General features: G+C 67.2%; 25 protein-coding genes. 14 read left to right on the top strand and 11 right to left on the bottom strand.

Translation table 11 applies throughout. The features are described from left to right. Window positions 1–27 precede the first annotated feature (27 nt). From BM282_RS04570 to BM282_RS04555, 4 genes are read right to left on the bottom strand one after another with little or no spacing between them, the layout of a single operon-like run. Window positions 28–1,746 carry a type II secretion system protein gene (locus BM282_RS04570; protein ID WP_089877164.1) on the bottom strand — a complete coding sequence of 573 codons (1,719 nt, stop codon included), beginning with the start codon at window positions 1,744–1,746 and terminating at the stop codon, window positions 28–30. After that, the gene (locus BM282_RS04565; RefSeq protein ID WP_089877162.1) at window positions 1,743–3,698 is read right to left on the bottom strand and encodes a type II/IV secretion system ATPase subunit; all 1,956 of its coding nucleotides are present in this window, start codon (window positions 3,696–3,698) and stop codon (window positions 1,743–1,745) included. The genes BM282_RS04570 and BM282_RS04565 overlap by 4 nt, the downstream gene beginning before the upstream one ends. 32 nt (window positions 3,699–3,730) lie before the next feature. Next, complete coding sequence (locus BM282_RS04560; RefSeq protein ID WP_089877160.1) at window positions 3,731–4,207, bottom strand: DUF7311 family protein; 477 nt, start codon at window positions 4,205–4,207, stop codon at window positions 3,731–3,733. Between the two features lies 1 nt (window position 4,208). Continuing rightward, window positions 4,209–4,715, bottom strand: a complete 507-nt coding sequence (locus BM282_RS04555; protein WP_089877158.1) for a DUF7310 family coiled-coil domain-containing protein — start codon at window positions 4,713–4,715, stop codon at window positions 4,209–4,211. A 76-nt stretch (window positions 4,716–4,791) separates the two neighbouring features. On the opposite strand from BM282_RS04555, the gene BM282_RS04550 reads away from it, so the two are divergent. Continuing rightward, window positions 4,792–5,877 carry a tubulin/FtsZ family protein gene (locus BM282_RS04550; protein ID WP_089877156.1) on the top strand — a complete coding sequence of 362 codons (1,086 nt, stop codon included), beginning with the start codon at window positions 4,792–4,794 and terminating at the stop codon, window positions 5,875–5,877. A 139-nt stretch (window positions 5,878–6,016) separates the two neighbouring features. Here BM282_RS04550 and BM282_RS04545 read toward each other — a convergent pair whose 3' ends face one another. Beyond that, entirely contained in the window at window positions 6,017–7,366 is a 1,350-nt protein-coding gene (locus tag BM282_RS04545) for an alkaline phosphatase family protein (protein WP_089877155.1), read from the bottom strand. A gap of 266 nt (window positions 7,367–7,632) precedes the next feature. On the opposite strand from BM282_RS04545, the gene BM282_RS04540 reads away from it, so the two are divergent. The 3 genes from BM282_RS04540 to BM282_RS04530 are packed head-to-tail and all read left to right on the top strand — an operon-like array spanning window position 7,633 to window position 10,318. Then, window positions 7,633–8,076 (top strand): DUF5788 family protein, encoded by a 444-nt coding sequence (locus tag BM282_RS04540; protein WP_089877153.1) that lies wholly within the window; start codon window positions 7,633–7,635, stop codon window positions 8,074–8,076. Then, a complete protein-coding gene (polX, locus tag BM282_RS04535) occupies window positions 8,076–9,824 on the top strand; it encodes a DNA polymerase/3'-5' exonuclease PolX (protein WP_089877151.1) in 1,749 nt (582 codons plus the stop codon). The genes BM282_RS04540 and polX overlap by 1 nt, the downstream gene beginning before the upstream one ends. Next, complete coding sequence (locus BM282_RS04530) at window positions 9,824–10,318, top strand: Mut7-C RNAse domain-containing protein (RefSeq protein ID WP_089877149.1); 495 nt, start codon at window positions 9,824–9,826, stop codon at window positions 10,316–10,318. Before polX ends, BM282_RS04530 begins: the two co-directional genes overlap by 1 nt. Window positions 10,319–10,365: 47 nt before the next feature. Here BM282_RS04530 and BM282_RS04525 read toward each other — a convergent pair whose 3' ends face one another. Further along, on the bottom strand, window positions 10,366–11,238 hold the full coding sequence (locus BM282_RS04525; protein ID WP_089877146.1) for a DUF7139 domain-containing protein: 873 nt from the start codon (window positions 11,236–11,238) through the stop codon (window positions 10,366–10,368). A gap of 163 nt (window positions 11,239–11,401) precedes the next feature. On the opposite strand from BM282_RS04525, the gene BM282_RS04520 reads away from it, so the two are divergent. The 4 genes from BM282_RS04520 (at window position 11,402) to BM282_RS04500 (ending at window position 14,011) form a co-directional block, all read left to right on the top strand. Further along, window positions 11,402–11,683 carry a DUF5789 family protein gene (locus BM282_RS04520; RefSeq protein ID WP_089877145.1) on the top strand — a complete coding sequence of 94 codons (282 nt, stop codon included), beginning with the start codon at window positions 11,402–11,404 and terminating at the stop codon, window positions 11,681–11,683. A 113-nt stretch (window positions 11,684–11,796) separates the two neighbouring features. Further along, a complete protein-coding gene (locus BM282_RS04515; RefSeq protein ID WP_089877394.1) occupies window positions 11,797–12,393 on the top strand; it encodes a CPBP family glutamic-type intramembrane protease in 597 nt (198 codons plus the stop codon). 82 nt (window positions 12,394–12,475) lie between these two features. Further along, window positions 12,476–12,928: a DUF302 domain-containing protein gene (locus tag BM282_RS04510; protein WP_089877143.1), complete on the top strand. Its 453-nt coding sequence runs from the start codon at window positions 12,476–12,478 to the stop codon at window positions 12,926–12,928. Window positions 12,929–13,357: 429 nt separating this feature from the next. Then, window positions 13,358–14,011, top strand: coding sequence for a helix-turn-helix domain-containing protein (locus BM282_RS04500; protein ID WP_089877139.1), 654 nt, complete (start codon window positions 13,358–13,360; stop codon window positions 14,009–14,011). A 21-nt stretch (window positions 14,012–14,032) separates the two neighbouring features. On the opposite strand, the gene BM282_RS04495 is transcribed toward BM282_RS04500, so the two are convergent. From BM282_RS04495 to BM282_RS04485, 3 genes are all read right to left on the bottom strand, one after another. Then, window positions 14,033–14,350 carry a DUF7344 domain-containing protein gene (locus BM282_RS04495; RefSeq protein ID WP_089877137.1) on the bottom strand — a complete coding sequence of 106 codons (318 nt, stop codon included), beginning with the start codon at window positions 14,348–14,350 and terminating at the stop codon, window positions 14,033–14,035. Between the two features lie 105 nt (window positions 14,351–14,455). After that, window positions 14,456–15,721: a DNA repair protein NreA gene (gene nreA, locus BM282_RS04490; protein ID WP_089877135.1), complete on the bottom strand. Its 1,266-nt coding sequence runs from the start codon at window positions 15,719–15,721 to the stop codon at window positions 14,456–14,458. Between the two features lie 122 nt (window positions 15,722–15,843). Continuing rightward, entirely contained in the window at window positions 15,844–16,719 is an 876-nt protein-coding gene (locus BM282_RS04485) for a transcription initiation factor IIB (protein ID WP_394327783.1), read from the bottom strand. 218 nt (window positions 16,720–16,937) lie between these two features. On the opposite strand from BM282_RS04485, the gene rnhA reads away from it, so the two are divergent. Both rnhA and BM282_RS04475 read left to right on the top strand, forming a co-directional pair. Continuing rightward, window positions 16,938–17,531 carry a ribonuclease HI gene (gene rnhA, locus BM282_RS04480; protein ID WP_089877132.1) on the top strand — a complete coding sequence of 198 codons (594 nt, stop codon included), beginning with the start codon at window positions 16,938–16,940 and terminating at the stop codon, window positions 17,529–17,531. Further along, window positions 17,524–18,105, top strand: a complete 582-nt coding sequence (locus tag BM282_RS04475) for a DUF7108 family protein (RefSeq protein WP_089877131.1) — start codon at window positions 17,524–17,526, stop codon at window positions 18,103–18,105. Before rnhA ends, BM282_RS04475 begins: the two co-directional genes overlap by 8 nt. Before the next feature lie 25 nt (window positions 18,106–18,130). Here the strand turns inward: BM282_RS04475 and BM282_RS04470 are convergent, their stop codons facing one another. Continuing rightward, the gene (locus BM282_RS04470) at window positions 18,131–18,487 is read right to left on the bottom strand and encodes a PadR family transcriptional regulator (RefSeq protein WP_089805097.1); all 357 of its coding nucleotides are present in this window, start codon (window positions 18,485–18,487) and stop codon (window positions 18,131–18,133) included. 310 nt (window positions 18,488–18,797) lie between these two features. Between BM282_RS04470 and BM282_RS04465 the strand changes: the two genes are divergently transcribed. The 4 genes from BM282_RS04465 to BM282_RS04450 all read left to right on the top strand — a co-directional run bounded on the left by BM282_RS04465 (window position 18,798) and on the right by BM282_RS04450 (window position 22,467). Beyond that, window positions 18,798–19,331 (top strand): inorganic diphosphatase, encoded by a 534-nt coding sequence (locus BM282_RS04465; protein ID WP_089877129.1) that lies wholly within the window; start codon window positions 18,798–18,800, stop codon window positions 19,329–19,331. A 483-nt stretch (window positions 19,332–19,814) separates the two neighbouring features. Next, the gene (locus tag BM282_RS04460; protein WP_089877128.1) at window positions 19,815–20,723 is read left to right on the top strand and encodes a rhomboid family intramembrane serine protease; all 909 of its coding nucleotides are present in this window, start codon (window positions 19,815–19,817) and stop codon (window positions 20,721–20,723) included. A gap of 10 nt (window positions 20,724–20,733) precedes the next feature. Further along, window positions 20,734–21,501: an endonuclease V gene (locus tag BM282_RS04455; RefSeq protein WP_089877126.1), complete on the top strand. Its 768-nt coding sequence runs from the start codon at window positions 20,734–20,736 to the stop codon at window positions 21,499–21,501. A 120-nt stretch (window positions 21,502–21,621) separates the two neighbouring features. Continuing rightward, window positions 21,622–22,467 (top strand): SDR family oxidoreductase, encoded by an 846-nt coding sequence (locus tag BM282_RS04450; protein WP_089877124.1) that lies wholly within the window; start codon window positions 21,622–21,624, stop codon window positions 22,465–22,467. 50 nt (window positions 22,468–22,517) lie between these two features. Here the strand turns inward: BM282_RS04450 and BM282_RS04445 are convergent, their stop codons facing one another. After that, entirely contained in the window at window positions 22,518–23,729 is a 1,212-nt protein-coding gene (locus BM282_RS04445) for an ArsA family ATPase (protein WP_089877122.1), read from the bottom strand. Between the last annotated feature and the right edge of the window lie 19 nt (window positions 23,730–23,748).

Genomic DNA, 23,748 nt, shown 5'->3' with positions numbered 1-23,748 from the left:
AAACCCTCGCCGTCGCCGTCGACGGGTTCAGAACACGAGCGCCGCCCCGCGGAACGCCGCGAGGTAGGCCGCCGTCGCAGAGAGCAGTGCCAATCCGACGCGGTAGCCGACGAGCGTTCGGTCGAGGCCGCGTTCCAAGCCCGTCGAGAGCGTCGTCAAGAGGACGGCCAAGACGAGGACGTACGCGCCGACGGCGACGCCGAGGAGGTCCGGCCCGAGCGTCTGTGCCCCGCGTTCGACGAGCGTCGACTCCGCAGCACCCATCCGGGCGGCCATCGCGACGGTGGCCCCGCCGACCAACGGCGCGAACAGCGCCGCGGTGTTCGACAGCGTCCCCGTCACCGACGCGAGTTCGCGGCGCGCCTCGCTCTCCACGCGACGGAGGTCACGCAGGTGGTCCGCCGTCGCGACGACGGCGCGTCCCGCCGGTCGGCCTTCGACGGCCGCGACGGAGAGGAGCGCTGCGGCCCCTCGCGCACGCGGACTCGGGACGTCTGCGAGTGCCCCGTAGCGGCCGAGGAACGCCTCGCGAACGCCGACGCGGAGGCGGCGACGGACCCCGGCCGCCTCGACGAACACCTCGCCCGCCGGACTCGAAACGTCGTCTGCGGCGGAGTCGACGGCGACTTCGACGGAGTCACCCGAACCGACCCGGCGGCCGACGAGCGAGAGCACGTCGTCCAATCCCGCTTCGACGCCGCGGACGCGCGCTCTGACCCGTGCCATCGGACGGTAGCGCGCGACGAGTCCCGACCCGACGCCGGCCCCGACGGCGGTGAGTCCGTCCGCCCACGGTGCGACGAGTCCGCCGACGACCCAACCGACGACGGCGGCGCACGCGGCGACGACGAGGGCAGTCGTCGGCGAGTCGGGGACGTCCGGGTGACTCGCGTCGACGCGCGGGGGAGCGAGTGCGACCGGTCGGCGGACCAGAATCCAGACGCACGCACCCGCGAGTCCGCACGGGAGGAGTACGTCGTAGACGGCGACGAACGCGGCGGTCGGGACGACGACGCCCCCGGCGCGGGCGGCGGGAAGGACGCCGACGAGTGCGAGCGGAAGCAGCACGCCGAACGCGTAGACGGCGGTGGTCGGTCCGCGGACGTCGGCCGCGAACGACGCGAGTTCGTCGCGTGTCCCGTCGAGGACGGCGTCGAGTGCGCGGTCCAGCGTCCGGTCGCGGTCGTCGGCGCGGTCGTCGGCGCTGGCGAGAAGCAGCGAGACGGCGCGGTCGAGCGCCGGGAACTCGGCGCGCCACTCGCGGGCGAACGATTCGAACCCCGAGTCGGGCGTCCCGCGGGCGCGCCTGACGTGGGCCGCCAGACTCTCGGCCAGCGGTCCGTCGGCGGTGTGTGCGGCGAACGACGCCGCGCGTTCGGGGGCCGGGTGGAGTCGCATTCGGAGCGTCGCGCGACCGACGAGCGCCGCCGTCTCTCCCAGCGCGCGCGTCCGACGGAGACGGACGGCGACCACCGGGAGTCGGAGCGCGGCGAGCGCCGCGCCGAGTCCGACCGCGAGTGCGGACGACAGTCGGACGACAGGCCCGACGTCGGGAAGCACCAGTGTCGCGGCGATGAACGCGAGGGTCGCGACGGGGAGAATCAGCGCGTAGCCCGCGCGGGTGACCGTCTCCGCGTCGGCGTCGCTGCCGAGGTACGAGAGCGCGGGTCGGAGGTCCTCGGTCGGGGCGACCGACCACGGGTAGAGACGAGAGAGCGACCGAGCGACGCGGGCGGCGTCGGTCATCGGGTCCCCTCCGATTCGACTTCGAGAGGAGACGCGGGCCGGTCGGAGGGCCGCGTCTGGTCGGTTTCGGCGAGGTGCGCGAGCGTCGATTCGCGCCGGTCGAGTTCGGCGAGGACGTCGGCGTACGATTCGTCGTGTCGGGCGAGGCGGGCGAGAAGCGAACTGTCGCCGCGGGAGACGACGCCCGTCGATTCGAGGCCGTTTCGACCTCGGTCGTACAGCGTCTCGAAGTGGACCTCGCCGCCGCGGCGCCGGAGTTCGGCGACCGTCTCGACGCGCCGGTCCGCACCGTCGCGGGCGCAGGTGACGACGAGGTCGGTCGCCGCGAACGACGACTCCGGGACGCCGAGGTCGGAGACGACGCGCTCTCGGACCGCTTCGGGGGAGTCGCCGTGGATGGTCCCGAGGACGGCGTGACCGTGCGCGCCGACGCGCATCGCCTCGTAGAGCGCGCTCGCCTCGTCGCCGCGAACCTCGCCGACGACGAGTGCGCCGTCCCCCAGTCGGAGCGCGGTTCTGAGCGCTTCGGTCGGCGAGAACGAGCCGTCCGCCCCGAGGTCGGTGTGGAGCGGTTGCACGTCGCGGCCGCCGTCTCTGAGCGCGTCGACCGGGAGTTCGGGCGTGTCTTCGATGGAGACCAGTCGGGTGTCTCGCGGCAGTTCCCACAGCAGTGCGCCGAGAAGCGTCGTCTTCCCCGCGCCGCGCGTCCCGGCGACGAGACCGGTCGCGCCGCGGTCGGTCGCGAGCGAGAGGAACGCCGCCGCCTCCGCGGAGAGCGTCCCCGCCCCGACGAGGGCCGGGAGCGTCCACGTGCGGTCGTCGTGCGCGCGGAACGCGAAGCCGATACCCTCGCTCGCCGGCGCGGTGATGCCCGCGACGCGGATTCGAGACCCGTCGGGAGCGTCGATGGCGGCGTCCAGCGCCGGGGACGCGCGCGAGAAGCCGCGACCGCTGGCGTGCCGGAAGCGCGAGGCGAGGGCGGCGGCCCCGTCGGGCGTGAGTCGGACGTTCGTCTCGACCCGGTCGCCGTCGACCGTGACGCGAACCGGGTTCGATTCGACCGGTGCCGAGGCGACGACGTCCGTCACCCGCGGGTCCGAGAACAAGTCGTCGAGGACGCCGTTACCGCGCGTGTGGCGGTCGAGAACGGCCGAGAGCGTCTCCACCGGGTCGTCCTCGCTCGCGACGTGGCGAACGGCCCGTCCGGCGGCGCGTTCGCCGCCGCGAACGACGCCGCGGGCGAGGCAGTCGTGCGCCGCCGCCAGCGTCGCCATCGCGTCCGCGGAGAGGCCGTGCGCGACGGGCGTGAGGTGGTAGCGCGTGCCGGTCGCGGTCCGATACAGACGCACCGTCGCGCCGGTGGCGAGTTCGCGCCGGTCGAGGAGCGTCGCTCCCGCGGGCGGGCGGCGAACGACTCGCGAACGGGCGACGGACGGGCCGACCGAACTCCACAGCAGTTCCTCGTAGCCGTCGGCGCGTTCGACGCCCGCGGCGAGTCCAGTCTCGGCGGCGATGGTCGAGACGGGACCGGCACGCCCCGTCGCGCGCGCCGCGGCGTCGACGGGGTCGCGTCGGGCGCGCGCGGCGAGCGATTCGTCGTGGAACCGGACGCGTTCGACGAACCGGCCGGCCGCGAGGAGCAGTCCCGCCGCGTCGTCGTCGTACGACCGTTCGAGGCCGTCGGCGCGGACCCGAACCGCGTCGGCATCGCTGTCGGCGAGTGCGTCGACGACGGCCGCCCGGCACGCGGGCGTTCGCGCGAGGTCACCCTCACCCCGGCAGTCGGTGGCGTCGACGACGAGTTCCGTGCGGTCCGTCGCTCGTCCGGTCGGCGTCTCGAAGGCGTGGTCGCACCGGCAGTCGTCGTCGGAGTCGTCGTCGGAGTCGTCCTCGCCGGGCGAACACACCGCGCTGGCGGCGGCGACGAGACCGGCCGCGAAGTCGAGGGGCATGGGGTCGCTGGCCGCGTACCAGTATATAAACCTCAGCGTCCGTCGGCGTTCCCCCGGCCGACGACGAGGACGGGGCCGTCGACGCTCGTCAGAAGCGACAGCGAGACGGTGCGGTCGCCGCGGCCGCGGAGGACGACGGGTCCGTCGGGGGTCGAAATCGGGAGCGGAAGCGAGAGGCGACGCGACGTCTCCGGGCCGTCGTCGACGGCGTAGGTCACCACCGACCGGTTGCCGGGGCCGTTCGGCGACCCGCCGACGGCGACGTACGCGAGTTCGGCGCTGCTCCACGTCGGCGGCGGGAGCGTGACCGTCTCCGTTCGGGTCGGGGCCGTCGCCGGGTCGCGCGTCGGGTCCGAACCGTGCGCGAGCGACGACCCGGCCGCGGAGAGACGCTCCACGTCGGCGTCCACCGCCGTCGACGCTCGGTCGGCGCGAGCGTCTTCGACCGCCGGGAGCGACGCGCCGAGAACCGCGGTGGTGAGAACGGCCGCGAGGACGACGCGAATCACCTCAGAACGCCTCGCGGAGTCTCGCGGCGAGCGAGTCGTCCGTCCCGGTGTCGGCGTCGCCTTCCGAGGCGTCCATCGCCGCGGACTCCGCCCGCTCTCCGTCGCCGTCGAGGACCGCTTCGACCTCCGCTGGCAGTCGCTCGACGACGAGTCCGTCCGCGTCGTCGTCGAGACGGCCTTCGGACTCGGTCGCCAGTCGTTCGACGGCCGCGAGCGCGAGATTCGCGCGACGCTCGACGGAGTCGTTCACGGCCTCGACGCCGCCGATGAGGCCCCGAACGGCGTCGAGTTCGCCTTCGAGTTCGCCGACGCGCCGTTCGAGCGACTCCACTCGTCGTTCGAGTTCGGGGTCCGTCTGTGCCGACGGCGGCGTCGCCGTCTCCGAGTCGGCGTTCGACTGCACGTCCGCGTTCGACTGCACGTCCGCGCGCGCCTCGTCGGTCAGCGTTCGTTCGACCGCGTCCAAACGGGCAGCGAGCGTCGCGAAGTCTGTCGTATCGGCGGGCATGGGGCGTCTGGTCCCGTCATCACTGATAAAGCTCCGGTGGGGAAAGTTGAAGGTAGGTACTCCCGAGCATTCGGATATGAAGACCGTCCTGATAGGTGTGGGTCAAGCGGGTGGGAAACTCACTCGCGAACTGGTCGACTTCGACGACAGAATGGAGTTCGGCGCGGTTCTGGATGCCGTCGCGGTCAACTCTGCGAAAGCGGACCTCCAAGAGATTCCGTTCGAGACCGTTCTCGTCGGCCAAGACCGGGTGAAAGGCCACGGCGTCGGCGGCGACAACGAACTCGGCGCGGACGTGATGCAGTCGGACAAGACGGAGGTGCTCTCCGCACTCGACGACAGCGTCAGCGCCGAGGCGGAGGCCATCTTCGTCGTCGCCGGACTCGGCGGCGGCACCGGAAGCGGTGGCGCACCCGTCCTCGTGAAGGAACTCAAACGCATCTACGACGTGCCCGTCTACGCCCTCGGTATCCTTCCGGGCCGGAACGAGGGTGCGATGTACCAGGTGAACGCCGGCCGGTCGCTGAAGACCGTCGCCCGCGAGGCGGACTCGCTCCTCCTCGTCGACAACGACGCCTTCCGGAGTTCCGGCGAGAGCCTCGAACAGGGGTTCGACGCTATCAACCGCGCTATCGCCCAGCGCGTCGGGTTGCTGTTCGCCTCCGGCGAGGCCGTCGAGGGCGTCGCCGAGAGCGTCGTCGACTCCTCGGAGGTCATCAACACGCTCCGGTCGGGCGGTATCGCCGCGCTCGGCTACGCGGCCGCGGAGTCCGCCGAAGACGCGGAGGGAAACATCAACACCGTGATGAGTACGACGCGCCGCGCCCTCCTCACCGGGACGAGTCTGCCCGAGGCGTCGAAGGCCGACTCCGCGCTCCTCGTCATCGCTGGCGAACCAGACACGATTCCGCGGAAAGGCGTCGAACGCGCCCGTCGCTGGGTCGAAGAGGAGACGGGCAGTCTCCAGGTCCGCGGCGGCGACTTCCCGCTTCGGTCGGGGCGCATCGCCTCGCTCATCCTCCTCGGCGGCGTCGAACGCTCCGACCGCCTCGAAGCGTTCATGCAACGCGCGAAGGACGCGGTCAAAGAGGCCAAAGAGGCCGAGGAACGCGAAGACCCGGCGGACGCGTGGAGTAACGACGAACTCGACGACCTCATCTGAGTCACACCCGACTCGACATCGGTTCTATCGGTCCCGCCGTTCCGAACGCGGAGAGCGACCGCTCGGTGCGGACCGATGCGAACGGACGAGCGCCGTCGCTCGGAGCGAAAGATAACGCGAAAATCGTGGTTTCGCGCCCTTACTGCGTGATGAGGCTCGCGCCGTCGAAGTCGGTCCGGTTGTAGTCGACTTCCATCAGGTCGAGGATGGTCGGGGCGATGTCGTAGAGGTCGGCGTCCTCGATGCTCGCGTCCGGGTCGTCGACGTAGAGCGACGCGTTGTCGAAGCTGTGCATCCCGTTGCGCGGTCCGTGACCGAAGACGTCTTTGTCACCTTTGAACCCGGACTTCAGGTCGAAGCCGTGGTTCGGGACGACGACGAGGTCGGGTGCGATGTCGTCGTGGTCGCCGCGGAACGCCTCTTCCTTCTCGACGACGCGCTCTGCGACCTTGCGGCCGTCGGGACCTTCGAGGTTCTCGAGCATCTCTTTGAGTTCGTCGCGGCGCGCCTCGTACTCGGACTCGGGGACCGACCCGCGTGGCTCGCGGCCTTCGAGGTTGATGTAGAAGCGACCGGGGATGAGCGAGTACGCCATCGCCTCGTCGGCGATGTCGCCGAGTTGCTCGTGGTCGTCGTCCTCGTAGGAGAGCCACCCCTCCTCTTCGAGGAGTGCGTTGCAGTGGACCTCGTAGTTCAGCGACGTGAAGCCGTGGTCGGAGGCGACGACGAGCGTCACGTCGTCGGGCACCATCTCGCGAATCTGGCCGAGATAGTCGTCCACCTTGCGGTAGAACTCCATGAACTTCTCTTTGTCCGACGTCTCGTCCTCGTAGTCTTTGAACAGGAAGTGGTTGACTCGGTCCGTCGTCATGAAGACGCCGAAGAACAGGTCCCAGTCGTCCTGTTGCAGGTAGTGACTGAACGCCTCGAAGCGCTTGTCGATGGTCTTGTGCGCGTTCTCTGCGAACTCCGTCTTGTCGTCTTTGTGACCGAGTTTCGCGTTCGTGTCGATGATGTAGCCCATCTCTTCCAGAGAGTCGCGGAAGTCGTCGGGATACGCCGCCTTATCGACGCTGGGCGAGAGGAACCCGGACACCATGCGCTGGACGTTACGCTGCGGTGGGAACGTCACGGGGACGTTCATCACGGTGGCCTTGCGGCCGGCGTCCGTCACGCGGTCCCAGAGACGCGTCGCCTGCACGTCGCGTCCCATGGGGACGTACGTGTCGTACGAACCGTTCTCGCGGTCCTGGAAGCCGTAGACGCCCGTCTCACCCGGGTTGACACCCGTCGTGAGCGAGGGCCAACACGCGGAGGACTCCGGCGGGACGATGCTCTCTATGGCCCCGGCGCTCCCCTCGTCGGCCAGTGCGGCCATGTTGGGGAACTCGTCGGGGTTCTCGGAGAGGAGACTAAAGGGGACGCCGTCGATACCGATGAAAGCGACACGCGGGTGGTCTTGCCCGCGTAGTCGGTCGAACAAACCCATACGTCTCCTTTCCGCGGAGACGCATAAGAACCTTCTTCTAATTCCGAACGTCTGCCGGTGACTGCGACGCAGAGAGAACACCGGCGAAGGCGGCGGGGTTTCGGCAGTGTCTGTCGTGAACACACGTCACAAGCCGAGACGCCGCCGTCTGGCGAACGGTGAGGAACCGACCGGACGGACGTGTCCGGCGGGGAGACGGTCACGTGAACGGACCCGCCGCCGGCGAAGGAGCGAAGTGTCGTCCGCCCCTACCCGCGGGCAAGAACGTGAAGGAGTTCGAGCGAAAGCGGTTGCTGGAACGCATCGACCGAGAGGGGGCGACCATCGGGATGGACATCCCCGACGTCGTCGAGGTGCAGGGCGAAGAAGTCGAACTGCGCGACTTCGTCTTCGAGATAAAACGCCGCGACACCGTTCCGGACGGCGAGAAAGAGCGGGTCGAACGGGCCAAGAAGAACCTCCGGCGCGAACGCCTCCAGCGACGACAGCAAATCGAGAACGGTGAGGTGAGCTTCGAGGAGGGAGAGCGTCTCGTCGAGAGCATCATCGGCATCGAACGCGCGCTGGACGCCCTCCAGCAACTGCGCCCGGCGAACCTCGAACAGGAGGCTACCCTGCAGGAGGCGCAAGACCAGAAGCGGTGGATGAGCTTCCTGAAACAGGCGCTCGGGCGCGAGCAGAGCGGGCGGTCCAGTCGGGGTGGCCGCTAGTGAGCCGAAACGACGAGGTGGCGTCGCTGTTCGAGGAGTTCGCGGACCTCTTGGAGGCGCGGGACGTCGCCTACAAGCCGAGCACGTACCGGCGGGCGGCCGAGAACATCCGCGAGCATCCGCGGCCCATCGAGGAACTGGCGGACGAGGGGCAAGCGGCCGTCGAGGAGATACAGGGCGTCGGCGACGCCATCTCCTCGAAAGTCGTCGAGTACTTCGAGACCGGTTCTATCGAGGAGTTAGCCGAACTGCGGGAGGAACTGCCCGTCGACATGGCGACGCTCACGAGCGTCGAGGGCGTCGGCCCGAAGACGGTCGGAAAACTGTACGAGGCGCTCGGAATCACCACGCTCGACGAACTCGAAGCCGCGGCCGAGGAGGGGAAGATTCGGGAGGTGAGCGGGTTCGGCGCGAAGACCGAAGAGAACATCCGAGAGAACGTCCCGTTCGCCCGGCAGGCGCAGGAGCGCGAGCGTCTGGGCGACGCGCGACCGCTCGCCGACGACGTCCTCGACTACCTCCGAGACGACGAGGACGTCCGGCAGGCGGACGTCGCCGGGTCGATTCGCCGGTGGCGCGACACCATCGGCGACGTCGACGTCCTCGTGGCGAGCGAGTCGGGCGAAGCCGTCGTCGAGACGTTCACCGACTGGCCCGCCGCGAACACGGTCATCGAGGCGGGCACCTCGAAGGCGAGCGTCCGCTCGAACGGCATCCGCGTGGACCTCCGCGTCGTCGTCCCCGAGGAGTTCGGCGCGGCCCTGCAGTACTTCACGGGGAGCAAGGACCACAACGTCAAACTCCGGAACGTCGCCATCGACCGGGACCTGAAGATGAACGAGTACGGCGTCTTCGACGTGAGCGACGTGGACGACGCCGACGCGGACCAACGCGCGGGCGAGAAGGTGGCCGGCGAGACGGAGGCGTCGATGTACGAGGCGCTCGGCCTGCCCCTCGTCCCGCCGGAACTCCGCGAGGACACCGGCGAGATAGAGGCCGCACGGGACGGAGAACTGCCGACGCTCGTCGAACGGGGCGACGTGCGCGGCGACTTGCACACGCACACCGACTGGTCCGACGGCCGCTACTCGCTGTCGGAGATGGTCGCCGCCGCCGAGAAACGCGGCTACGACTACTACGCGGTCACCGACCACGCCACCGGCCCGGGCATGGTCGGCGGCGTCGGACTGGACGACGACGAACTCCGCGAGCAGATGGGCGCCGTCGCGGACGTCGCCGGCGAGACGGACCTCGAACTCCTGCACGGCGTGGAGGCGAACGTCGACGCGGAGGGCGGAATCTCCGTCGGCGACGACGTGCTGTCGGACCTCGACATCGTCGTCGCCTCGCCGCACGCCGCACTCGGACAGGACCGCGAGACGGCCACCGAACGCCTCGTGAACGCCGTCGAACACCCGTCCGTCGACGTCTTGGGACACCCGACGGGTCGTCTCATCAACGAGCGTCCGGGGCTCGAACTCGACGTCGAACGCGTCGCACGGGCGGCCGCCGAGAACGGCGTCGCACTGGAGATAAACGCCGACCCGGCCCGCTTGGACCTCCGCGGCGAACTCGTGCGCGTCGCGTTGGAGGCGGGGGCGACCATCGTGACGAACACCGACGCACACGCGCCCGGCGGACTCGACTACGTTCGCTACGGCGTCCACACCGCCCGTCGCGGGTGGTGCGAAGCGGGTGACGTGCTGAACACGTGGCCCGTCGAGGACCTGCGGTCGTTCCTGCACTGATGGACGGGTCGGACGGAAACGAGCGGAGCGGTGCGGACGCGGACCGACCGCGACTGCTCCTCGATTCGATGCTCGGGAAGTTGGCGACGTATCTGCGGATGTGCGGCTACGACGCCGCTTACGTCTTGGACGACGGCCCGGACCCCGGCGACGACGCGATTCTCGGGCGCGTCCGGTGCGAGGAGCGGACGCTCCTGACGCGCGACGAATCGCTCGCGGCGCGGGCACGACGGAGCGTCCTCCTCACCCGACGAGACGTGACCGGTCAACTCCGGGAGTTCGAGGCGGCGGGCTACCCGGTCGGTCTGGCGGAGACACCGGCACGCTGTGGGTCGTGCAACGGCCCGGTCGAACGGGTGGCCGGCACGGACGCGGTGCCGGCGTACGCGCCCGACCCCGGAGACGAAGCGCTCTGGCGGTGTCGCGACTGCGGGCAGGTGTTCTGGAAGGGGAGCCACTGGGACGACGTCGCAACGCGCCTCGAAGACGTCTGAGAAGGGAGCAGGGTCGTGTCCGGTTCGGGTTCGGTTCGAAGTCCGAGTTAGCGCTTCGTCCGCGGCGTCCACCGGTCGCAGGCCTCCATGTCGTCCATGAGTTCCTCGTGGTAGCCGCAGTAGGGTTCGATGCCGCCGTTCGTGCGGACGTAGTCGAAGTGCGCGCAGTTGCCGCAGTAGGTGTCGGCCGCGGACTGCCCGGACGAGTGGGACTTCCGACCGGACGGGCCGTCGGGGGCGTCCGGCGTCGTCTGCGCGTCTCGCGGCGACGTTATCGACTCGGCGTCGGTGCCGCCGTCGGAGACGGTGCTCGCCTCCGCCGTCTGCGTCTCCGCGTCGCCGTCGGGCGTGCCGCCGAGGAAGCCGATGCCGCCGAGTCCGCCGCGGGAGCGGTCGACTTCGACGTAGCGCGTCTCGCCTTTCTTCGTCACCTCGACGGTGGCGGTGCCGCCCGGCGCGTTGCGCGTCTTGAAGTTGGCGACGCCGACGAACAGACACCAGAACGTGGTGAGTGCGCCGACGAAGTAGACGACGACGGTCAGAAGCGTCAGGTCGGCGAGTCCGGCGCCGCAGTTCGACCCCGACCACTGGCAGGGGTAGGCGTGCCAGAACAACGCGACGCCGACGAGGGCGATTCCCGCGCCGACGACCGCCGCCGCCTTCGTCAGTCGCCCCGAGGGGGTGACGGTGAAGATACCGAGGAACACCATCGGGACGCCGACGCCGGCGAGGATGCCGCCGAGTTCGCGGACGTGCGTGAGCGTCGTCCCGCCGCCGAGGAGAATCTCGGTCGTTGCGACGACGATACCGGCGAGGACGAGGAGCACGCCGACGACGAAGACACCGAGTCCGAGCGACAGTCGCCGGAGGCTCGGCCCCGCGCGTTCCCCTGTGTGATAGGCCTCCGAGAGACTGGTCATGCGCGTGTGTAAAGCCCCATCACACAAAACGATGCGTCAGACGCGCGTACGACGCTCGGCCGTGCGGGCACGCAGACGGCGTCGGACCGGGGTCTGCGAGCGACGAGTCCCGGCGTCCGAACGTGTCGAAGGGTTCATTGTCGGTGATGGCAAATCGCAGGATATGGCAGACGAGGACGAAAACGAGGGACCCGTCGTGGAACTCGGCGAGGAGACGCCCGTCGAGGGCCAACCGCTCGCACGGGTCGCATCGCGGTTGACGTGGCCGCACGAGAAGCCCCGCATCCTCGAACAGGAGGGTGACAGCGTCGTCCGGACGCCGTCTGGTCCGCAGACGCTCTCGGACGTGCTCGAACAGGTCGACGAGTCGTACTTCGACACTCGACAGGCGTTCGTCGAGGCGGTCCAGTCCGTCGTCGGCACCGCGCCCGTCGAGACGAAGTAATCGCAGCAAGGCGATTCTCGGTGTTCGGTTTCTCTCGTCTTCGCGATTCGGTGAACCGCCTCTCGTGGCTCCAGAAGTCGCTACTGTTGGGTCTGTTCTTGACCGTCCTCTGGATGACGTGGACCGTCCCGTCGTCGAACCTCACGTACCGCGCGTTCCGCGACGCCGTCGTGTTCATCCTCCTCCCCGGCGCGTTCGCCATCACCCACGGCCGCAACCTCGGGTGGCGGGTGAATCGGCGGGCGATACGGAACACCCTCCTCGTCTCGGCGCTCGTGCTCCCGTTCTACATCGTCGGGTCGTCGCTACCGACGATTCGCGCGTACTACCCGATGTGGCAGACGAGTCCGGCCCTCTTGGACTTCCTCCCGCACGCCGCCCAGCAGTTGGTCGTCGTCGTCGCCGCGGAGACGTACTACCGGGGACTGCTCTGCGTCGGCGTGAGCGAGGAGTTCGGCTACAAGAGCATCTTCATCAGCCCCGTCGTCTACGCGCTTCACCACGTCGGCAAGCCGCCGATAGAACTGCTCCTCTCGGGACCGACGGACGTACTGTTCGGCGCGGTGGACTACGACAGTCAGTCGCTTCTCCCCTCTATCGTCGCGCACGGACTCGGCCTCGGCCTCCTCGACTGGTTGGTCATGCACGACCCACTCATCCCGCCCCAGACGGTCCTCGGGTGGCTCCGCTGGCTGCCGATTCCGCTCTGAACTGCGGTCGAATCGACGGGCAGTCGTGTGCGAAGCGCACACGCCCATAGCTTTTCCAGCGTCCCGGTACAACAGGGATGTGATGACGCTACCAATCGACCCGTCCGAACTCTCCGAGTCGGACATCGGCGAGAAACGCGCGACGCTGCACATGGACCACGACGAGGCAATCGAACACGTCCGCGAGGTGTTCACCGACGCCGGGTTCGGCGTCGCCACGGAGTTCTCTCCCTCGGAGATGTTGAACGAGAAAATCGGCGCGGACCGCGACCCGTACTACGTCCTCGGCGCGTGCAACCCGAACATGGCCGACCGAGCACTGGACGCGTCGGACCTGAAGATGGGCGGACTGTTCCCCTGTAACGTCGTCGTCTGGGAGGAAGAACCGGGCGTCCAAACCGTCTATCACGTGAGCATCATGCGCGTCGGCCGTCTGGTCGGGATGGCCCCCGACGACGACACGATGGCCGACATCATCGCCGACACCGGCGAACTCGTCGACGAGGCGTTCTCGAACCTCGACGCGGCCGAGTAGTTCGGGAGCTAGTCGTCGGAGTTCGAACGTTCGACCCGGGTGACGAGGACGTCGTACTCGGTCCCCGGGTTCGACACGCGACACGCCCACCCGCCTTCGACGTCGACATCGTGTTTGGTCGCTTCGTTGAGGAGACGTTCGAGCGCCGTGGTGAATCGTTCCGCTGTATCTACCGATTCGTCGGAGGTGGGTAAAGAACTCAGGAGTATGCAGTAGAGACCGACGTTCGGATAACTAGCGCGTTGGTGAAAGTACGCCGACGTCACGTATCACCTTTTGTACGGTTACACTGTGAAATACCGGCATACCGTACTATTTTTCGTCGCCTCCCCCACCAACACCACCTTCATCTGGCTTCCCGACCTACTGCATGGCGTACCAAGCCACCGACTGATACGGGTGGGTGGGCTACCAGACGTATCGACGTCCATGAGTATCATCGTAGATTTTCGCGTTCCATCTTCCCAGTTCGAGTTGGGGAGGATTCTCTCTATGCGGGCCAGAGCGACGGTGGAGTTGGAGGCTCTGGTCCCCTTGGGCGAGAAGGCCGTGCCGTTCTTCTGGGTGTACGACTCCGACCGACCGACGTTCATCGAGACCGCTCGTGCCCACGACTCCGTCGAGAGCATCACCGAGATAGACACCTACGAGAACCGGGTTCTCGTCGCACTCGACTGGCACGTCGCCGACGACGCCGTCTTCCAGAGTCTCCTCGACACGGGCGGCCACATCCTCGCGGCGACGGGGTCATCCGAGACGTGGGAGTTCGAGTGTCGCTTCCCGGGGTACGAGGACTTGGCCGCGTTCAATCGGGCGTGCGTCGACGCGCGCGTCTCGATAGACGTTCATCGGGTGTACAACCCCACGAAACCCGACGCGGGACCGTGGTACGGCCTGACACCGCGACAGCGAGAAACGCTGCTCTTGGCGGTCGAGGAGGGCTATTACGACATTCCGCGGCGAATCACGACGGTCGAACTCGCGGACGAACTGGGCATATCCGACCAGGCGGTGACGGAGCGTCTCCGACGGGCTATCGTCACGCTCGTGACCAACTCGCTACAGACGATAGAAACCGAGTGACGCCGTCTCCGGACCGAGGCACTAGTCCCGAAAGACGACGTCGACGATACGCTGGACGTCCGTCGACTCGGCCGTGAGTCGGACGGTGTCTCCCGATGGGGTGTACTCGACGACATCAGCGGCGACCAGTTTCGGCAGGTGGACGTGGTGGAACGACAAGCGTATCTTCCTGAGTTGGCTCTCGGTGAGTTCGCTGGGGTAGATTCCGAGTTCTCTGAACGCTACTTCTCTGGCGAGTTCGTCCGTCGTCAGCGGTTCGTCGGCTTCCTTCAATGCCGTCACGATGGCGAGACGGCGTTGCTGTGACAGGATACGGAGTGTATCGACCGTCTCTTCCATCACAAATGGCTAATACCCCCTCGCGGCATAGTTATGCGGCCTTGTATACCAAGGCGTTATCCGATAGCACGATAATAGTCAATAAATTGGTATTATCGGCGTCCCTCAGGAGAAGTCGCCGAGGTTCATCTGGAGTCCGGACGCCATCGTGGACTTCCGCCGGAGGTCCGACAGCGAGACGGGGAGGTAGTCGGTCACCTGTCGGACCGCGGCGGCGAACGTCTCCGCCTCCGCGCGTTCGCCGTCGAAGGCGTTTCTGACCGACTCGCGCACCTGCCAGACACCTGCCGGTCCCCAGTAGTCCTCGGAGACGTGCCGGAGGACGAGCGCTTTCGCCTGTCTCCCCTCGCGTTCGAGGTACTCCAAGACGCCGAGGCGGGCGGCGTGGTACGCACCCGCCGTCTCGTCGACGTAGCCCGTCCGGCCCTCGAATCCCTCGCTGTCGGCCGCCAGCCACATCCCCGCCTCGGGGTCGGGGTTCCAGACGCTCCCCGGCGCTTTCATCTCGACCAACTCGAACTCCCAATCGCCGGGCGCGAGAATCACCCAGAAGGCGTTGCCGAGGAACTCGTTTCGGTGAATCTCCACCGAGTCGATGCTGGGGTTCGTCTGGATACCGCCTCTGAGGAACTGCCCGACGGTGTCGTCGACGGCAGTGATAGACCACCGCGTCGGCACGAGTCTCCGGTTCTCTCCCCGTCCGAGTGCGCCCGCCGACAGGATGGTGTTGACGTCGTACACGTCGAATCCCCGCCGGTAGAGATAGTTCATCGCCCCCTGCGCGTTCCAGTCGTCGTCTTCGAGCGTCTTCTGGACGGGGCGAGGGACGTGTGGGTTCTCCGCTAAGTCCGCAGAGCGTGCGTGCGCCCGCGGCCCCGTCGGCGTCGCGACGTCGTCGCGCCCCACGTCGAAGTCGACGTCCGGACGGCCGTCCAGACCGATTTCGACGCTCACGGGGCGGTCCGCGATGGCGACTTCTCGTTGGACGCCGAGGAAGCCGTCCCACGAGTCGTGAACGTTCACGGCGTCCGTCGACTGGTTCGAGTTCAACAGACTCGTCCGGCGGCGGAACACGTCGGAGATGGAGACGCCCTCGTCGTACCACCCGGCGGACGTCTCGAACCGCGCGGCGTCGTCCTCGTGGCCGACGGGCGAGAGGATACCCGTCGACACCTTCGGGTAGTTCGAACGTCCGACGAAGATGGAGGGTGAGACGCTGCCGAACAGCGAGTCGCCCTGAACCGTCTCCTCGAACCGGTGTTGGAACTCCGCTAAGTGGTCGAGGATGTCGTAGGACTTCTCCTGGGCGAGTCGGCGGCGTTTCGCTCGCTCGGACTCGGCCGCGAGGTCCATGTACTCGTCGAGACGCATCTACTCGGCTTTGCTAGCCGTGCGACTCGCTTGAATCTGTCGCGCGAATCGGGAGACGCCGGACTCGTCGGGTGACGAATCGGAAAACGGAGGGCGGCGTGCGGTGGTGCGGCGGTGGGACGCTAGCCGTGGATTCCCATCGCTTCGATCTGCTCTTGATACCGGTTGCGGATGGTGACTTCCGTCACCTGCGCCACCTCCGCGACTTCGCGTTGGGTCTTCTTCTCGTTGCAGAGTAACGAGGCGGCGTAGATGGCGGCGGCCGCGTACCCCGTCGGCGACTTCCCGGAGAGCAGTCCCTTCTCGGCCGTCGTCTCGATTATCTCGTTCGCCTTCGACTGCACTTCCTTCGAGAGGTCCAGTTCCGAGGAGAACCGCGGAACGTACTTCTTGGGGTCGACGGGTTTCATCTCCAGACCGAGTTCTTGGGAGATGTAGCGGTACGTCCGTCCAATCTCTTTTCGTTCCACTCGGGAGACTTCGGATATCTCTTCGAGCGAACGGGGGATACCTTCCTTCCGACAGGCCGCGTAGAGCGCCGAGGTGGCGACGCCCTCGATGGAGCGTCCGCGAATCAGGTCCTCGCTCAGCGCGCGGCGGTAGATGACGGACGCGACTTCACGAACCGACCGGGGGACGCCGAGCGCGGAGGCCATCCGGTCGATTTCCGAGAGCGCGAACTGGAGGTTTCGCTCGCCCGCGTCCTTCGTCCGGATTCGCTCCTGCCACTTGCGGAGGCGGTGCATCTGCGAGCGTTTCCGCGAGGAGATAGAGCGTCCGTAGGCGTCTTTGTCCTTCCAGTCGATGGTCGTCGTCAGCCCCTTGTCGTGCATCGTCTGCGTCGTCGGCGCGCCGACGCGAGACTTCGACTGCCGTTCGGAGTGGTTGAACGCCCGCCACTCCGGGCCGGGGTCTATCTGCTCTTCTTCGACCACGATACCCGTCGGTTCGTGGATGAGTTCGCCGTCGCCCGTGCGGACGAGGTCCTCCTCGTCCATGTCCTCGAAGTCGATGTCGTCCTCGTCGGCAGTGTCTTCTTCCCGGTCACCGCGCCACCGTGTTCTGTCACTGTCTCGCTCCCGCTGGCGAGTTGGGCGTGTCATCGCATTTTTATACTCGGTGTCGCGACGGACTTAAACTCTTGGACGAATGTGACCTCGTGGCTCACGTCAGAACAGAGCGAATCCGCTTTACCCGCGCCGCCGAACAGTCGACTATGCCCACAGTCGACTGCGACCCCGACGAGGCCCGGCGGCGACTCGAAGATGCCGGCGTCACCGTCGAGGCGGGGAACACGGAGTACGAACGCTGGCAGGCGTCTCGCGGCGACGCGAACGCCGTCGCCTACGACGACAAGGTGGTCGTGCAGGGCGCGCGACCGACCGACCTCCTCGCGGTCCTCAGAGACCACGGCGGGCGGGCGCACGTCTACTTCGACGGGGCGAGTCGGGGCAATCCCGGCCCGGCCGCCATCGGGTGGGCCATCGTCACCTCCGAGGGAATCGTCGCGGAGGGCTCTGAGACCATCGGCGAGACGACGAACAACCGCGCGGAGTACGACGCACTCGCCCGCGCACTGGAGGCCGCCCGCGACTACGGGTTCGAGGAGGTGGACGTCCGCGGCGACTCCGAACTCGTCGTCAAACAGGTCCGCGGCGAGTACGGGACGAACAACCCCGAACTCCGGAAGCGTCGCGTCCGCGTCCTCGAACTGTTGGAGTCGTTCGACCGGTGGTCGCTCGAACACGTTCCGCGGGAGATAAACGACCGCGCGGACTCCCTCGCCAACGAGGCCCTCGACCATGCCTGAAGAGACGACCCGAGACGACGAGACGGGTGAACTGCCCGACGCGGTGGTCGACGCCGCCGAACGACTGACGCGACTCGCGCGCGACGCCGTCGACGAGAACGAGGCGGCGGCGTACCGCGGCCGGCGCGACGAGATTCTGGCCGAACGCGACTTCACGTCGCGCGTCCGCGAGGAGGACGAGACGCTCGTGTTGCACCCGGAAGAGTGGTTAGCCGACGACGGAACCGTCCGAATCGACAGCATCGACGACACCGGACGGGCCTACGAGATTCCGCTGACCGGCGCGGACGTCGACGGCGACTGGGAGGCCGTCGAAGCCCACAACGCCGGACTCGTCGACAGCGTGGAAGCCGAACACGGCCCCGCACACGCCGCGAACGTGCGCGCGTTCGCGGATTTTATGGGTAACCACTACGTTCGCCGCGTCGACACCGCCTCGCGCGCCGAGATTCGCGAGTTCCTGAGTGAGTACTATCCGCGCAACACGTGGCCGTCGGAAAAACAGGAATCCGTCGTCCGCGACAGCATCGAACTCGCGTTCGACGCCGCGGATGCGGACGTGCCCGAGTTCTAACGAACTCTCCCTTCGTCTGTCGCCGCTACAGGTTCGCGTCGATGAGTTCGCGCACTTCGTCGGCGCGCGTCTCGTCGGTGACGAACTTGTCGAGCATCCACGCGAAGCGGTCGAGAACCGCGTCGTGACCCTTCTCGGTCAGTTCGTACTGGTTGGTCCGCTTGTCGAGTTCGCTCTTCTCGACCAGACCCATCTCGACTAAGTCGTCGAGGTTCGGGTAGAGTCGACCGTGGTTGACTTCCGTCCCGTAGTAGTCTTCGAGATTGCGCTTGATAGCGAGTCCGTACATCGGTTCCTCGGCGAGGATGACGAGGATGTTCTGTTGGAACGCGGTCAGATCGCGTGCCAGGCCCGAGTCGTTGACTGTTTGTGCCTCTGACATGGTTGGAGAAATGTCACCAGACTATTTAACCTTTCTCAACTGACGATTTGTTTGTTCAACGAAGATGAGAATCCCCGGAGAGTATCTGGAGAACACACCGTGAAAGCAGTCCTTCCAGCGCCTGAATCCGTCGTACTCGGGAACTTGGTGGACGTGTGTCGATAGGTCCCCAGTATTCACCTGATAATATCTGCGCGTCGTTGGACGTTTTCGTACACCGAAGAGAACCGTTCGCAAAAGGGTTCACCCGGTCGCAGGAGGATACGCGATGCGAAAGGCCTTTTTTTGCGTTGTGTGACGAGAGAGACGTATGACGAATCTCTGGGAAGACATGGAGACCGGTCCCGACGCGCCCGACGTCGTCTACGCCGTCGTCGAGTGCCTGAAGGGCGAGCGCAACAAGTACGAGTACGACAAAGACGTTCCGGGCGTCGTCCTCGACCGCGTGCTCCACTCCAACGTCCACTACCCCTCTGACTACGGGTTCATGCCGCAGACGTACTACGACGACGAGGACCCCTTCGACGTCCTCGTCCTCGTCGAAGACCAGACGTTCCCCGGTTGCATCATCGAGGCGCGTCCCGTCGCCCTCATGGGTATGGACGACGACGGCGAACAGGACGACAAGGTCATCGCCGTCCCCACCGAAGACCCCCGCTACGACCACGTCCAGGACGTCGACGACCTGACCGACCAGCAGAAAGCCGAGATATCGGAGTTCTTCGAGACGTACAAGAACCTCGAAGAGGGCAAGGAAGTCGAGACGCTCGGCTGGGAAGACGCCGACGCCGCGAAGGACGCCATCGAACACGCGATGGACCTCTACGAAGAGAACTTCGCGTAGACCCACTGCGACACCGCATTTTCGAGTCGCCGTGAACGAAGGCTTCGGAGTGACGACGGTGCCGAAGCGACGGTGAGACCGAGAGACGAACGCGCCGGAGTGGCCACACCGAACGACGACGCCTCGCCGACCGTCGACTCGCCGACCGCACGCCGGGTGATGCGTGATAGTTATGCGCACACCACGACAGCATGAATTATGCGCATGGGTAATTATTAGTCGTCGAAGCCGTGACTATGCAGACGAGATGGCAGCGAAACAGTCCACGTTCGGCATCGCGCACGCGACGGTCGTTCCGACCAACTACGACCCGGACGCCGGCGAAGACGAACCGGGCGACGACGACGCGTAGCGAGTCGAAACCGAGGCGGTGAACGCGGCGCGTTCACGGCGGCACGCACCCCTCGAAATCGCACGCCCGATGTGCGATTCCGGCGGGCGAGAGGGGAACCGCTTTTAGCCCGTCGTGACTAGCCAGACACAATGGCTACGTGCGACGAGTGCGGGAAGCACGAGAACCTGCCCTACCAGTGCCGACGGTGCGGGCAGACGTTCTGCGCGGAGCACCGACTGCCGGAGAACCACGCCTGTCCCGGCCTCTCGGAGTGGAACGACCCCTCCGGCGTCTTCGACAGCGGGTTCGACGACTCGGTGAGCACCTCTAAGAGTCGCTCACAGGGGCTTCTCGACCGCCTCACCGGCACCGGCGGCCCGATGGGCTACTTCCGCGGCAACATGGCGTACGTCTTTCTCGGTCTGATGTGGGTGACGTTCGGACTGGAGTGGCTAGTGCTCTTCACCGCCGGGCGCGGGACGTTCATCGACATCTTCGCGCTCACCTCCGAGAACCCCTTCTACGTCTGGACGTGGTTCACCTCCATCTTCGCACACAGTCCGTTCAACTTCTTCCACATCGTCGGTAACAGCATCGTGCTGTACTTCTTCGGCCCCTTAGTCGAACGCTACATCGGCTCTCGGAAGTTCACGCTCCTGTTCATCGGGAGCGGTGTCCTCGCCGGCCTCGCGCACGTCGGCTCTGGCATCCTCCTCGACCCGAACACCGCCACCGGCGTCTACGGCGCGTCGGGAGCGGTGTTCGCTATCCTCGGCGTCCTCACCGTTCTGAACCCGGACCTGAAGATATACCTCTACTTCCTGATTCCGGTGCCTCTGTGGCTGTTCACGCTCGGCTTCGCGGGCATCTCGATGGTGTTCTTCCTCGCGCCGGGGACGGCCGCGAACCTCGGACAGGGCGGCGTCGCACACTTCGCCCACCTCGTCGGCCTCCTCATCGGCCTCGCGTACGGCCAGCGAGTGAAGGGTCGCCAGCGGGTTCCGAACAGACTCTCGTTCGGTGGCGGGGGCCGAGGTGGCCCCGGTGGCCGATTCTGACCGAAAACCCATGACACCGGTTCGCCCCGAGTTCCTCCCCGACCCCGAACTGTCGCGCGAGGAGATGGAGACGCTCCAGTACGACGTCGCCGACGCCGCGCGGTGGACAGACGACTTCGACTTCGACCCCCGAGACGTGTCGCTCGAATCCGCGGCCTCGCTGACGGGTGACCGCCCCCTCGTCGCCGGCGTCGACCAGGCGTTCCTCGACGACAGAGCCGTGAGCGTCGTCGTCCTCATGCGCGGCGGCGACGTCGTCGAACGCGCCCACGCCGTGACCGACCTGTCGATTCCCTACGTCCCCGGCCTCCTGTCGTTCCGCGAGGGCGGTCCCATCGTCGCGGCGTTCGAGGAACTCTCGGCCGACCCGGACCTCGTCGTCTTCGACGGGAGCGGACGCATCCACTACCGGCAGGCCGGACTCGCCACCCACCTCGGCGTCGTGTTCGACGTCCCGAGCGTCGGCGTCGCGAAGAATCTGCTGTGCGGCCGCCCGCGAGAGGACGCGGAGGGCCGACCCGAGGGCTGGCGGACCGATATCCTCGCCGACGACACCGTCGAGAACGCCGAGTCGGGCGACCGAATCGGACACGCCTACCAGTCCCGACAGTACGACTCCAGTCCGATAATCAACCCCCTGTACGTCAGCCCCGGCCACCGCGTCTCCGTCCCGACGGCGACGGACCTCGTCTCGCGACTCTGCGGCGGCTACAAACTCCCCGAACCGACCCGCCGCGCGGACGCCTACGCCGACGAGACGAAAGCGGAGTACGCGTAGTCGGACGGGGTCGGACGCGCCACCGCGACCCCCGACACCGACCCTCCCGCACCGCGAGAACGACTTCGGACCCGTGACGAACCGCGTACAATTAACTCGCCGCGGGGAGACAGCGCGAACGTGCATCCGAAGACGGTCCTCATCACTGGCTGTTCGTCCGGTATCGGTCGCGCCGCAGCGCTGGCGTTCCGAGAGGAAGATTGGCGCGTCTACGCGACGGCGCGGAACCCCGCGGACATCGAGACGCTGGGCGAGAAGGGCTGTGAGTTGGCGACGCTCGACGTGACCGACCAGTCCGACGTGGACCGCGTCGTCGACCGCATCGTCGAGGAGGAGGGTCACCTGACCTGCCTCGTCAACAACGCCGGCTACGGCCAGTTCGGACCCCTCGAAGACGTCCCGACCGAACAGGTCCACCGACAGTTCGACGTGAACGTGTACGGGCCGCACCGCCTCATCCGCGCCGTCCTGCCGCACATGCGCGACCAGGGCGACGGCACCATCGTGAACGTCTCCAGCGTCGCCGGACGCATCGCGTTCCCCGGCGGCGGCGTCTACTCGGGGTCGAAGTTCGCCCTCGGCGCGATGACCGACGCACTGCGGAACGAAGTCGCCGAATACGGCGTCGACGCCGTCCTCGTCGAACCCGGTCCGGTCGCGACGAACTTCTCCGACCGCGTCGAAGAAGAGGTCGACGGCGACAGCGACGACATCCCCGGCATCGAACGCTCCGGCGCGTACGAGTCGTTCTACGACCTGTTCGAGGACACGCAGATGCTCGGCGGCGGCGGTCCGGCCGCCATCCCGCCGGAACGCGTCGCAGAGGACATCGTCGACGCCGCGTCGTCGACGAAACCGCACGCCCGCTACCATCCCGGAACGCCCGCTCGCGTCGCTGTCTTCGCCCGGTACCTCCCGGACGCGTGGGTGGACTCGCTGTACGGCTACCTCAGAAAACTCGCCTGAGCGACCCGTCTCGACTTCCGGACGCGTCTCCGCCGTGGGGACCCGTCCGCTCAGGCCAGACAGGCCGCGACGACGCGTAACGCCTCCTCGCCGCTCACCTCGTCCGCGAGGAGCGGAACCCGCTTGACGTTGCGGCCGCGGAAGAGGTCCGTCGCTCGCTGGAGCGCCCGTTGTTGGACCGCCCAGCGTCGCTGACAGAACTCGCAGTCTTCGAGGTTCGGCGAGACGACCCACTCGGAGTCGACGGGCGTCGTCGTCACGTCCGCGAGGTTCTCCATGACGCGGTTGACGACGAGCGTCTGGACGGGAATCTCGTACTCGTCCAACCGGTCGACGAGTCGCTTCGACTCCACGACGCTCATCTCTTCTGGAATCATCACGACGCGGAAGTCCGTCTTCTCGGGGTCGCGGAGGACGGTTCGCAGTCGCTCGATTCTGCCGCGGAGTTCGTCTAAGTCGGCCATCCCCTGTCCGGGGTCGCCCGCGCCGAACATCCCCTTCAGGTTGTCCATCATCCCGGAGAACTTCTGTCGCATCCGCGCGATGCGGCCGAGCATCGAGTCCATCAGTTCGGGCAGTTCGAGCAGTCGGAGCGTGTGGCCCGTCGGCGCGGTGTCGACGACGACGCGGTCGAACCGCGGGTCGTCGAGGTAGGCGACGAGTTGCTGCATCGCCGCCGCCTCGTCCGCGCCGGGCATCGAACCGGGACCCATCGCGTCACCTAAGACGTCCTCCATCCCGCCCATGTCCATCCCGAACGGGTTGTCGGCCTGCCCGTTCTGCGTCTCCGACCCGTCCTCGAACGGGTTGTCGTCGGCGTCCAGGTCGGCGGCGTCGAATCCGCCGGCGTCGGCGTCCGTCGCGAACGGCCCTTCGATGACCTCGTCGGGGTCTATCTCGGCCGCGTAGAGCGGAATGTCGTCGCGAACCTGCGTGGGTTCGGCGGGCACGTGCACGTCGAGGGTGTCCGAGAGCGAGTGCGCGGGGTCCGTCGAGACGACGAGCGTCGACGTTCCGGACGCGGCCGACGCGAGTGCCGTCGCGGCGGCCATCGTCGTCTTGCCGACGCCGCCCTTCCCGCCGTAGAGGACGTAGTCGGGCGCATCGACGCGGTCCGGGAGGTCCGTCTCGTCCGTCGCCCGCGTCTCGACTTCCACCGAGAGGTCCGTCGAGTCGTCACCGCCGCCGTCCGGTGCGTCGTCGTCCGGTTCGTCGCCGTCGTCGTCCACCTGTTCGACGGGTTCGACGTCGATGTTCGTCATGCGAGAGGGCACGCGGTCA

Origin of the sequence: Halogeometricum limi (assembly GCF_900115785.1) — an archaeon.
In the GTDB taxonomy this organism is placed as follows: Archaea; Halobacteriota; Halobacteria; order Halobacteriales; family Haloferacaceae; genus Halogeometricum; species Halogeometricum limi.
This window is presented reverse-complemented; position numbering and strand designations above follow the sequence as displayed.

Excerpts from the sequence above, each read along its gene's own strand:
- BM282_RS04570 (WP_089877164.1), bottom strand. The coding sequence starts at position 1,746 with ATGACCGACGCCGCCCGCGTCGCTCGGTCGCTCTCTCGTCTCTACCCG.
- BM282_RS04565 (WP_089877162.1), bottom strand. The coding sequence starts at position 3,698 with ATGCCCCTCGACTTCGCGGCCGGTCTCGTCGCCGCCGCCAGCGCGGTG.
- BM282_RS04555 (WP_089877158.1), bottom strand. The coding sequence starts at position 4,715 with ATGCCCGCCGATACGACAGACTTCGCGACGCTCGCTGCCCGTTTGGAC.
- BM282_RS04550 (WP_089877156.1), top strand. The coding sequence starts at position 4,792 with ATGAAGACCGTCCTGATAGGTGTGGGTCAAGCGGGTGGGAAACTCACT.
- BM282_RS04545 (WP_089877155.1), bottom strand. The coding sequence starts at position 7,366 with ATGGGTTTGTTCGACCGACTACGCGGGCAAGACCACCCGCGTGTCGCT.
- BM282_RS04530 (WP_089877149.1), top strand. The coding sequence starts at position 9,824 with ATGGACGGGTCGGACGGAAACGAGCGGAGCGGTGCGGACGCGGACCGA.
- BM282_RS04525 (WP_089877146.1), bottom strand. The coding sequence starts at position 11,238 with ATGACCAGTCTCTCGGAGGCCTATCACACAGGGGAACGCGCGGGGCCG.
- BM282_RS04520 (WP_089877145.1), top strand. The coding sequence starts at position 11,402 with ATGGCAGACGAGGACGAAAACGAGGGACCCGTCGTGGAACTCGGCGAG.
- BM282_RS04515 (WP_089877394.1), top strand. The coding sequence starts at position 11,797 with ATGACGTGGACCGTCCCGTCGTCGAACCTCACGTACCGCGCGTTCCGC.
- BM282_RS04510 (WP_089877143.1), top strand. The coding sequence starts at position 12,476 with ATGACGCTACCAATCGACCCGTCCGAACTCTCCGAGTCGGACATCGGC.
- BM282_RS04500 (WP_089877139.1), top strand. The coding sequence starts at position 13,358 with ATGAGTATCATCGTAGATTTTCGCGTTCCATCTTCCCAGTTCGAGTTG.
- BM282_RS04495 (WP_089877137.1), bottom strand. The coding sequence starts at position 14,350 with ATGGAAGAGACGGTCGATACACTCCGTATCCTGTCACAGCAACGCCGT.
- nreA (WP_089877135.1), bottom strand. The coding sequence starts at position 15,721 with ATGCGTCTCGACGAGTACATGGACCTCGCGGCCGAGTCCGAGCGAGCG.
- BM282_RS04485 (WP_394327783.1), bottom strand. The coding sequence starts at position 16,719 with ATGGACGAGGAGGACCTCGTCCGCACGGGCGACGGCGAACTCATCCAC.
- rnhA (WP_089877132.1), top strand. The coding sequence starts at position 16,938 with ATGCCCACAGTCGACTGCGACCCCGACGAGGCCCGGCGGCGACTCGAA.
- BM282_RS04475 (WP_089877131.1), top strand. The coding sequence starts at position 17,524 with ATGCCTGAAGAGACGACCCGAGACGACGAGACGGGTGAACTGCCCGAC.
- BM282_RS04470 (WP_089805097.1), bottom strand. The coding sequence starts at position 18,487 with ATGTCAGAGGCACAAACAGTCAACGACTCGGGCCTGGCACGCGATCTG.
- BM282_RS04465 (WP_089877129.1), top strand. The coding sequence starts at position 18,798 with ATGACGAATCTCTGGGAAGACATGGAGACCGGTCCCGACGCGCCCGAC.
- BM282_RS04460 (WP_089877128.1), top strand. The coding sequence starts at position 19,815 with ATGGCTACGTGCGACGAGTGCGGGAAGCACGAGAACCTGCCCTACCAG.
- BM282_RS04455 (WP_089877126.1), top strand. The coding sequence starts at position 20,734 with ATGACACCGGTTCGCCCCGAGTTCCTCCCCGACCCCGAACTGTCGCGC.
- BM282_RS04445 (WP_089877122.1), bottom strand. The coding sequence starts at position 23,729 with ATGACGAACATCGACGTCGAACCCGTCGAACAGGTGGACGACGACGGC.